The organism is Pseudoalteromonas sp. S2755 (assembly GCF_005886535.1).
In the GTDB taxonomy this organism is placed as follows: Bacteria; Pseudomonadota; Gammaproteobacteria; order Enterobacterales; family Alteromonadaceae; genus Pseudoalteromonas.
In genome coordinates this window covers 1-9,090 of record NZ_PNDS01000038.1, presented here as the reverse complement: position 1 = coordinate 9,090, position 9,090 = coordinate 1, and the positions used below count along the sequence as shown (strand labels likewise).

The 9,090-nt window shown below is 41.2% G+C and carries 8 protein-coding genes and 2 tRNA genes; 8 read left to right on the top strand and 2 right to left on the bottom strand.

The window, feature by feature from the left end:
* The first annotated feature begins 56 nt into the window (after window positions 1–56).
* The 8 genes from CWC03_RS07745 to CWC03_RS23970 all read left to right on the top strand — a co-directional run bounded on the left by CWC03_RS07745 (window position 57) and on the right by CWC03_RS23970 (window position 6,868).
* A tRNA-Thr gene (locus CWC03_RS07745) sits at window positions 57–132 on the top strand.
* Between the two features lie 63 nt (window positions 133–195).
* Window positions 196–271, top strand: a tRNA-Phe gene (locus CWC03_RS07740).
* Between the two features lie 170 nt (window positions 272–441).
* Window positions 442–1,128 carry a response regulator transcription factor gene (locus CWC03_RS07735; protein WP_138581266.1) on the top strand — a complete coding sequence of 229 codons (687 nt, stop codon included), beginning with the start codon at window positions 442–444 and terminating at the stop codon, window positions 1,126–1,128.
* Window positions 1,125–2,462 (top strand): sensor histidine kinase, encoded by a 1,338-nt coding sequence (locus tag CWC03_RS07730; RefSeq protein ID WP_138581265.1) that lies wholly within the window; start codon window positions 1,125–1,127, stop codon window positions 2,460–2,462. The genes CWC03_RS07735 and CWC03_RS07730 overlap by 4 nt, the downstream gene beginning before the upstream one ends.
* An 89-nt stretch (window positions 2,463–2,551) precedes the next feature.
* Window positions 2,552–4,702 (top strand): TonB-dependent receptor, encoded by a 2,151-nt coding sequence (locus CWC03_RS07725; RefSeq protein ID WP_138581264.1) that lies wholly within the window; start codon window positions 2,552–2,554, stop codon window positions 4,700–4,702.
* 59 nt (window positions 4,703–4,761) lie between these two features.
* The gene (locus tag CWC03_RS07720) at window positions 4,762–5,052 is read left to right on the top strand and encodes a DUF3649 domain-containing protein (protein ID WP_102057403.1); all 291 of its coding nucleotides are present in this window, start codon (window positions 4,762–4,764) and stop codon (window positions 5,050–5,052) included.
* A 2-nt stretch (window positions 5,053–5,054) separates the two neighbouring features.
* Window positions 5,055–6,611 carry a PepSY-associated TM helix domain-containing protein gene (locus CWC03_RS07715; RefSeq protein ID WP_249313973.1) on the top strand — a complete coding sequence of 519 codons (1,557 nt, stop codon included), beginning with the start codon at window positions 5,055–5,057 and terminating at the stop codon, window positions 6,609–6,611.
* Window positions 6,608–6,868: a DUF3325 family protein gene (locus CWC03_RS23970; protein WP_138581263.1), complete on the top strand. Its 261-nt coding sequence runs from the start codon at window positions 6,608–6,610 to the stop codon at window positions 6,866–6,868. The genes CWC03_RS07715 and CWC03_RS23970 overlap by 4 nt, the downstream gene beginning before the upstream one ends.
* A gap of 79 nt (window positions 6,869–6,947) precedes the next feature.
* Here CWC03_RS23970 and CWC03_RS07705 read toward each other — a convergent pair whose 3' ends face one another.
* Together CWC03_RS07705 and cysZ are read right to left on the bottom strand one after the other, a co-directional pair.
* A complete protein-coding gene (locus tag CWC03_RS07705) occupies window positions 6,948–8,165 on the bottom strand; it encodes a glycerophosphodiester phosphodiesterase family protein (protein ID WP_138581262.1) in 1,218 nt (405 codons plus the stop codon).
* Window positions 8,166–8,243: 78 nt separating this feature from the next.
* A complete protein-coding gene (gene cysZ / locus CWC03_RS07700; protein ID WP_138581261.1) occupies window positions 8,244–8,969 on the bottom strand; it encodes a sulfate transporter CysZ in 726 nt (241 codons plus the stop codon).
* Window positions 8,970–9,090 lie beyond the last annotated feature (121 nt).

Here is a 9,090-nt window from a genome sequence, read left to right as displayed (position 1 = left end):
GAAATTCCGGCGGAGGGTGGGCCGCTGCCGCCAGCGGGGCACCACATATTTAGTGTGCCGACTTAGCTCAGTTGGTAGAGCAACTGACTTGTAATCAGTAGGTCATCCGTTCGACTCGGATAGTCGGCACCACTTTATTTAGGCGAAAGCCTGTATTTTCTAGATAATTTAGTTATTTAGATACTAGAAAAATTTGCCCAGATAGCTCAGTCGGTAGAGCAGAGGATTGAAAATCCTCGTGTCGGTGGTTCGATTCCGCCTCTGGGCACCATCCTTTAAAAAACCTCGCAATCGCGAGGTTTTTTGCTTTCTGATACTTTATATTTCTTATCTTTGCAAAAAATAGACCTATCTGATTACAACTGAGATTTACTTTTCAAAATACAGTGCTTAATATGCAAAAATGAAACTGGTTATCATTTGCATTTTTAAAGGTTTGATGTGAGAGAGAGCAAGGTCTTGCTAATCGAAGACGACTGTACTTTAGGTACCTACTTGGTAGATTTATTGCAAAAGTCAGGATATCAAGTTGATCAGTGCTTTGATGGTGAGTCGGGACTACGAGTTGCGCAGTTACAGCAACATGATTTGATCCTTTTGGACAATATGTTGCCAAAATTAGATGGTGTTTCTTTGTTAAAAAAGCTGCGAGCAACGAGTCAGATCCCTGTTGTAATGGTGTCTGCAAAGGGGGCCGAGGAGGAGCGCATTATAGGTTTGGCACATGGGGCTGATGACTATATTGCTAAACCTTTTAACTCCACTGAGTTGCTCTTGAGAATGGAAAGTATTCTTAGGCGAAGCCAAAATATAATCCAACTCTCTATACCGTCAGAGATTTCCATTGATGGCCTCACACTAAACTCGCAGACTCAATCGGTTTATGTCCATGGCGAAATATTAGAGTTCACACCAATTCAGTTCAAGTTGCTTTGGGAGCTTGCTTCACGGCCACATACAATCATAACCAAACCTGACTTATATCTGTCTGTGCTTAATAAAAAATTAGGTGCATATGATAGGAGTTTAGATATGCACTTAAGTCGAGTACGCAGAAAGCTTAATGAAGCAAACTGGCATGGTGAGCGTTTACAAACTGTGCATGGAAAAGGTTATTGTTTTAAATGAAACGAAATATTTTGTGGAAACTGAGCTTAATCTTAGCTGCTGGTTTGGTCGCTTTTTTCTATTTACTGCATGCCTTAACACTTAAAACAGAAGAAAGTATGAGTATGATAGCTGTAAGCGATAGAATCCAGATGATGAATTGGAAGTCTGAAGCTGAACGACTCTACTTGGCTAACAACCAAGAAGCGCTAGAAGCTTGGATAAAAAACCTAATGAAAGAAGAATCTACATGGGTATCAATCGCGAGTTTTGACGCTATTCATTTAGCTGGAGAGCCAATAGATCAAAATATCGTTGGCAGCTATCACTTTGGTCGGAGCATTGAATGGAAAATACATTTATATTTTGAATCGAATCCAATAATGGAACTTCCATTCGAGTCTTCTAATGCAAGCTTACTCATAAAGTTGCCAGAGCGAATGCGGCCTGGGAGCTACTGGAATACGACTAAATTTATGCTTCAGGTACTCATTCCTATGGCAGTGTTGGCCGTATTATCCATCTTTCTTTATCGACATATCATTATTCCATTGCGACAGCTGGATAGTGCAACAAGTGCTTTTAGTAAAGGCAATTTTAAAGTAAGACTTGGAAAGTATCTTGGCAAGCGCAATGACGAGTTTTCACATTTAGCCTCTACGTTCGATCAGATGGCATCAAGGATCGGGGAGCTAATTGCAAGTCAACGTCAGCTAATCGCTGATCTGTCACATGAACTTAGAACTCCGCTAACTCGCCTAGATATTGCGGTTAGTAACTTTGAAGAGAATGATAGCCAGCGACACCTAGAACGTATTGCACGTGAATCTCAACAGATTAGAAAGTTGGTCGAAGATTCACTCACTTTGGCTTGGCTAGATAATGAAAATCCAATGTTACAGAAGGAAAGCGTAGATTTAGTAGACCTTTTGGATGTGTTGATCGATGACGCCAAGTTTGAGTTTCCAGATCGAACGCTGTTATTTGAGCCGCCAAAAAGTGCCGTTGTTGTAAATAGTTGCCATAGAGCACTGTGTCCAGCAATCGAGAATATCATTCGTAATGCCTTACGCTTTACGCCTGAAGGTAAAAAAGTCGAGATAAAACTACAGCGAATAAGCAACGAGTATTTAGTTGAAGTGCTAGATCAGGGGCCTGGGATCCCCGAAGAGTTTATTGAGAAAGTATTTGAGCCATTTTTCCGTGTGGACGATGCTCGTCTCGCACAAAGTGATAGTTTTGGTCTTGGTTTAGCACTTGCTAAGCGACACTTGAGAAGTGTTAGAGCGCGCGTGTCAGCACGTAATTTAGCCAGTGGAGGGTTGGTTGTACAAGTAATAATTCCGATTTCGTAAAATGTAACAATTGTAAAAGTGATTGCTTGAGAAAGCTAAATAGTAATAATTCTGATTCAGCCTTTTAACTGTTGTTTGAGACATGAATCATGCCATTTTTATCCCAAAAAAGTCATTTCTTTAGAAAAACTACCATAGCGTCAGCCGTTTCTCTTACTTGCTTTAGCCTGAGCTTTGGCGTACTCGCAGAGCAATCCGATACAGAAAATGAACTAAAAAAAGTCGAAAGAATTACCGTTGTCGGGGCAACAACAAACTCCGAAATTACACCTGCAGTATTAGCTAACTACCAAGCAAATGACCTAGAAGATATTTTCCGCCATACCCCCTCAGTTACTGTTGGTGGGTCGCTGGGGATTGCACAAAAAATCTTTGTTCGTGGAGTGGAAGACTCAATGGTGAATGTCACTGTAGATGGTGCTCCGCAAACGAGTACACTATTTCATCACATAGGTCGTGTTGCCATTGAGCCTGAGTTATTGAAAAGTGTAGAGGTACAAGCTGGTGCTGGTGAAGCAACATCAGGAAGCGGTGCAGTTGGTGGCGCAATACGTTTTAAAACGAAAAGTGCGGCGGATCTATTGGATGAAAATGACAGGTTCGGTGGAACTGCCAAAGTAAGTTATTTTACCAATGACGGGCATAAAGAAAGTCTATCTTTATATGGTAAGGCAACTGATTCAATCGGTATTTTAGCTTCGTATGTAACAGTTAGCCGAAAAGATATGGAAGATGGTGACGGTAATACGCTTCCAGGAACCGCAGCAGATCAAACATTAGGGTTTATTAAGCTGAATGCCAAGCTGACAGAGTCTCAAGATATTACAGTTAGCTACGAGCAAAGAAAAGAGGACGGTGAGTTTGGCAAGCAAACAAACTGGGCACCACTGGAAAGCGATCCGCTGTTTGCATCTTGGGGTGAGCGCGAGACTCTAGTGCTTAACCACAACTGGTTTTTAAATTCTCTGGTGAATTTAGAGACAACAGTGTATCAAACAAAATCATCATTCAAGCGTGAGCTATATACCTGGGATGCCTCAATCGAAACGATAGGTTTTGATATTCGCAATACCAGTGATATCGGTACTCATTCTATTACTTATGGAATTGAGCACAAAAACGATAAGGTACATTCGCAGTCCTATGAAGACTTTGGTGGGGTTTTTGACGAAGATGGTACTGTGTTAGGGGCTTATGTCCAAGATCATTGGCAAGTTTTTCCTGATCTGCGTTTAAGTTTCGGTCTACGTTTTGATTCCTATGAGTTGGATCATCAAGGTGTGGAAGCAAACTGGGTGAAGGTTGATGGTGTTTGGGTTGTTGAGACTGATGCAGCTGGTGCACCAGTTACATCAACCAGTGAGTTCTCAGCCAAAAAACAGGATGGTTTTAGTAAAAATGTTGGATTGCTGTACAACCTTGCTGATAACTTGACGTTGTCACTTGGCTATGCGGAAGCGCTGCGAGGCAGACAAATTGCAGATGCGTTCACGGTCGGTGAGCTAACGCCGAATGCAAACTTGGTTCCTGAAGAAGTAGAAAATGTTGAACTCGGTATTCAATATAATGATGGTACTTGGATGTTTGAAGCATCCGTATACTCTAGCACAATTAATGGTGTTGTCTTCGACAAGTTTAAAGGGCGTGAAGGGGTTTTCTACGAAAATATCGGTGACTTAGGTAGTGAAGGCTTTGAACTAGTTGGTGGTTATCAAGCTGACAATTTTGATGTAATTGTCAGCTTTAACCATAACAACGTTGAATTGGATAATGTAATATTTAATTGGCCAGATCCCACAGACGCGACATCCACAAACCGCATCGAAGTCGACAATATTGACTTGGCTGCCTACGAATACGGTGGTCTAGGTAATGCGGTTGGAGACTCATTGAACGTAAACTTTAACTATCACTTAAACGATCAGATTAAACTTGGCTGGAATTACAAGTATGTGGCGAGCTTAAATGATATTGAAGTATTTCACCGTTCAATTGAGCTTGGTTGGGTTGAAAAGCTTGAGACAATTGACAAACCAAGCTACCAGTTAGTCGATGCTTATGTTAGCTACGAGCCATTCGACTCTTTGAGAGTCGACCTTTCAATACAAAATTTATTAGATGAGTCTTACCGTAGCCATGGTAGTGTCGCCGATTACGGTCACATTCCTGGTTATGAAGGTGTCGTCGGGATCAAAGAAGCAGGTCGCGATATTAGGCTGACAGTTGCCTATCAGTTCTAGTGTTATTGTCAAAAGAGCTAACTCAAAGGGTTAGCTCTTTTCATTTGGTTATTATGCTAATGAAACCTTTATTTAAGCCAACGCCAGCTGCGCATATTACTTGCCGAGTTTTACTTAGCGTGATTGGTGGTTATGTTATCGCTAACTTGAGTGCCATGCTTATTTCGTACTTACCATCAGACAATAAAGTCGATGGTATTGTCGCGGGAATGATGTCGAGTTTTATTATTTACACTTTGATTGTGATTGTGGTGTTTGCTGTTAAAAGCACTACTAGAGCAATATTTTTTATTGCGCTTTTAGTTGTTTTGCTAAGCGTTTTAGTCATGTATCTAGAAAAGGCTATTTGAGAATGAAAGCGAGATTTCGACAGTCTATGAGTTGGCTACATACGTGGACCGGCGTTGTTTTTGCGTGGATGCTGTACTTCATTTTTGTGACTGGCAGTGTCGGGTATTTTGAAAACGAAATTGATCGTTGGATGAAACCTGAAATCATGGTTTCGAAAGGACTTGAGGATAGCGCAATAACGAATATCGCGACCAGACAACTCAGCATACATGGTGATAATGCATCACAGTGGTATGTAAGCTTTCCCACATCAAGAGATCCATTTATTGAAATCTCTTGGTTAGAGCCTGAGAATGCCGAAAGAAAAACAGCGAAACAATGGCACGAAAGCAGCCTCGACCCAGTGACGGGAGCGCTTATCCGTAATAGACAAACTAGCGGAGGTGAGGCGCTCTACCGTTTGCATTACAATCTACATTATGTACCACAACTTGTAGGCTACATATTAACCAGTATTGCTGCAATGCTAATGCTTATAGGGTTAGTTACTGGTTTAATTATTCACAAGAAAATTTTCGTTGAGTTCTTTACGTTCCGGGCTCAAAAAGGGTTGCGTTCTTGGCTAGATATTCACAATATTTTTAGTGTGCTACCACTACCGTTCCACTTGATGATCACCTATAGCGGGTTATTGCTGCTGATGGGGATCACTATGTCTCCAGTTATTGACCTGCGCTATGGAGAAGGTCAGCAAAATCATCGCCAATTTTATGCGCAATCACAGATAGAGCAAAAGTCACAGCAAATAATCGAGATGCTCCCCACAGAGCTAAGCGTTCAAGCTGCTTTGGCCGATGCTAAACGTCGCTTCAAATCACATAAAGTTAGTTATGTTGGGGTCGTTGAAAGAAATACAGAAAAAGAACACATTGAGATCTGGTTTGAATCGAAAAGTGGTGTCGAATTCGCCTCGTTGCTTGAGTATCGTGCTATTGAAGATAAAGTTATGCTCGAAACCTCACTCGGAAAAGCTGGGGGAGCTGCAAGTGTTTATGATTTCTTGGAGCATTTACATGAGGGGCTATTTGCTGATATTTACCTAAGATGGATTTACTTTTTATCAGGTTTGTTTGGCGCAGCGATGGTAGCTACTGGCCTTATGATATGGTTGAAAAAGCGTAAGGCAGTGAATAGCACTAATAAAATCCTAACGAGTATTATAGAGCGCATAAATATTGCGATGATCCTTGGGCTTCCTATAGCGATAGCGTCTTACTTTGCTGGTAATCGGTTATTGCCAATAGACTTTCCAAGCCGAGCAGCTTGGGAAATGCATATACTTTTTATAACGTTAGGTTTATGCATACTCTATTGTGGATTAGCCTCAAAAAAATGGCTTTGGCAGCGAATGTTATGCTGTGCTGCTTTGCTATATGGGGTACTACCTATACTTAACGCACTAACAACGGAACATAATATATGGCTTAGTTGGATAAATAGCGATTGGCTGATGGTTGGATTTGATTTAACGGTATTATTTATCTCTATTTGCTTTGTAGCAGCTTTTTGGGTTGTACATTGCCGACAAGAAGACATCAGTGTTAAGGCGGCCCAATGAAGTTAATTGTTGTTTTGTTTGTATTACTTTTCTTAGCCTTTGCGTTGTTGAATTTATCCTTGTCACGACATAGGGTGAAGCTCTCTAACAGAGACGGATCATTCGGTGTGGGTCAACAACGACGATTTAGGATATTCGGATACTTACTTTTATTTATTACGGTGGCTTTTGCTACAGCGATGTGGGGTGTCTCTTTAGGGCTAGTTTATTGGTTCGCCACAGCAACACTCACATCAATTTTGGTGGTTTTGTTGTAGGACTTACAAACCTAAATTTTTCAGCTTTTTAAATAGGTGCTAATGACTTTCTAATGGGCTTTAGTTTAATGCAACTGATTTACTCAATTCCCATGCAGCTGGCGTAAAAGCTGGTAGTGGCGGGCCAGTCACTAAAAACAGCAACTACGCCAACTTGTTTTGCCAATATGTCTAACACCCTAAGTATATCGCCATCATGCTTAACTGAGTTCTTTACGGATTGATAATACCAACCACCGCCGTTCGCTAAAGGGCCTGAGCGCTCTAAAGACCAAGCAATTATCTTTAATCCTGCGCGTTTAGCGGCGAGGGCGTATTGCGACGGAATGATATCGCCGTTTTTATCTTCGCTAATGAGCATCCAAATTGGTGGAGCGATAATTTTTACCTTATTTTTAACTAAGTCTTCCATTGACGGTTGCCAAGTACTTGGTTTGTTAATATCAAAATGTTCGCCAGCTTCTCTACCATCAAGAAATACGGCATGGTTTGCAAACTCTGGCGCATGTTTTATCCAGTACTGAATATCTTGGTAAGAAAAGGATTGTGGAAAAACTTGAGATGGGGGGACATTGTGCTCAGTATATTCATCCAGCATTTTTTGTGCGAGCTGACTTTGGCTTAACCCATTAAAGGGCATTGGCACTTCTGGCGTTTTTAACTCAGGAGTCATATTTACACCAAGTTGCTTAAATAAAGCAATGCTTTCGCTGTGGGTCATTAATGTACCAGAACTTGCATAAAGATCTGTACGCCAATTGGGCGTACCTTTGACAAACCCTGCTACTGTGGTTGCTTGAATATTCACACCATCCATTTTTCCTTTTAGTTGCTTGAATTCTGCTAAGGTAATATCTGAGGTGCAGCATTGAGCAGACGCAAGTTTACCTAAGTCTGGATCCGCTGGTTTGAAGGGTTGTCTACACTTACTAGCAAGCTCAGGTTGTAACAAAATATCGGTTGTTGCATGGAGATCACATTGTGCATGGCGGCAAACGAGAGTCTTGTCTTTGGTGAAGGTTACATCGCATTCGAGCGTGCCAGCTCCCATTTTTGCGGCGGCAATATATGATTCTTTGGTGTGTTCAGGGTAGAAAAGTGGCGCACCGCGATGTCCTATGGAAAAACGTGTGCGCTTGATTGGTTTATCTAAACAGCTTGCAAGCTTTTCTTTCAGCTCACCATCTGGGAGTTGCGAAACCAAAAATTGAGGCCGTGTGCCGACATCAAACTGTTTTGTTGCCTGACACCCCGTTAAAAATACTGTTAACCAGATAAGGCTTAATGTTAGGCGCATAGTGACTCCGCTAAATACTTGCAAAAACGTAAGTAGAGCATGAGTTTTTGACAGCTAGATGTCAGTCATACGAGCGTCTTACCTATATTGCTGACGATAGTTCTCTACCCAGAGTTTGGTAGCTCCGCACACTGCAACGGGCATCACGATGAGGTTAACAAATGGAATTGAGGTCAGTATAAATACCGCAAAGCCAAAGCCATAAGACAGCCCTTGTTTACTCTTCAAATCGTCTTTCATTTGCTTGAAATGAATTTTATGGTTATCAAACGGGTAATCATTATATTGCACGCTGTACATCCAACACGTAAACATAATCCATAAAATTTGCCCAACAATCGGTAGCATCCAAAGTAAGATGAAAAAGCCGAGTGCACGTGGAAGGTAGTAGCAGAGTTTGGTCCATTCTCGACCCAACATTCGCGGCACATCTTTTATGGTATCAATTAACTTATCATCATTGATGTGTTGGTTGGTCAGGTAAAGTTCTACTTTTTCGGAGAGTAAGCCATTGAAAGGCGCAGCAATAAAGTTGGTTATCACCGTAAAAATCATACTATAACTGAAAAGTATCACTAAGATAGCAATTGGCCACATTAGCCATTCCAGCCAATTGAGCCAGTCTGGTAATAATCCGTTGAGATAAGTAAACCCTTGGGTCAGCCAGTCATAAAGAAAAAAGAGCGACGCACCAAATAGCAATACATTGATTGTTAGAGGAATAAATACAAAACGTTTTAATCCTTTTTGGGTGATCAAAGAAAAGCCGGCAATAAAGTACTCGATACCGCGTGATAGTTGCACTGTACACCTCGTGTTGTAATACCAATTATTCTTAATACTTGTTCAATTTGAAGGAGTAAACCTGACGCTAGCTGCGTTAAAAATTTCTCATTTAGAACAACTAAATAGCAAAATTTCGCCT

Excerpts from the sequence above, each read along its gene's own strand:
- CWC03_RS07715 (WP_249313973.1), top strand. The coding sequence starts at position 5,055 with ATGAAAGCGAGATTTCGACAGTCTATGAGTTGGCTACATACGTGGACC.
- CWC03_RS07725 (WP_138581264.1), top strand. The coding sequence starts at position 2,552 with ATGCCATTTTTATCCCAAAAAAGTCATTTCTTTAGAAAAACTACCATA.
- CWC03_RS23970 (WP_138581263.1), top strand. The coding sequence starts at position 6,608 with ATGAAGTTAATTGTTGTTTTGTTTGTATTACTTTTCTTAGCCTTTGCG.
- CWC03_RS07730 (WP_138581265.1), top strand. The coding sequence starts at position 1,125 with ATGAAACGAAATATTTTGTGGAAACTGAGCTTAATCTTAGCTGCTGGT.
- CWC03_RS07705 (WP_138581262.1), bottom strand. The coding sequence starts at position 8,165 with ATGCGCCTAACATTAAGCCTTATCTGGTTAACAGTATTTTTAACGGGG.
- CWC03_RS07720 (WP_102057403.1), top strand. The coding sequence starts at position 4,762 with ATGAAACCTTTATTTAAGCCAACGCCAGCTGCGCATATTACTTGCCGA.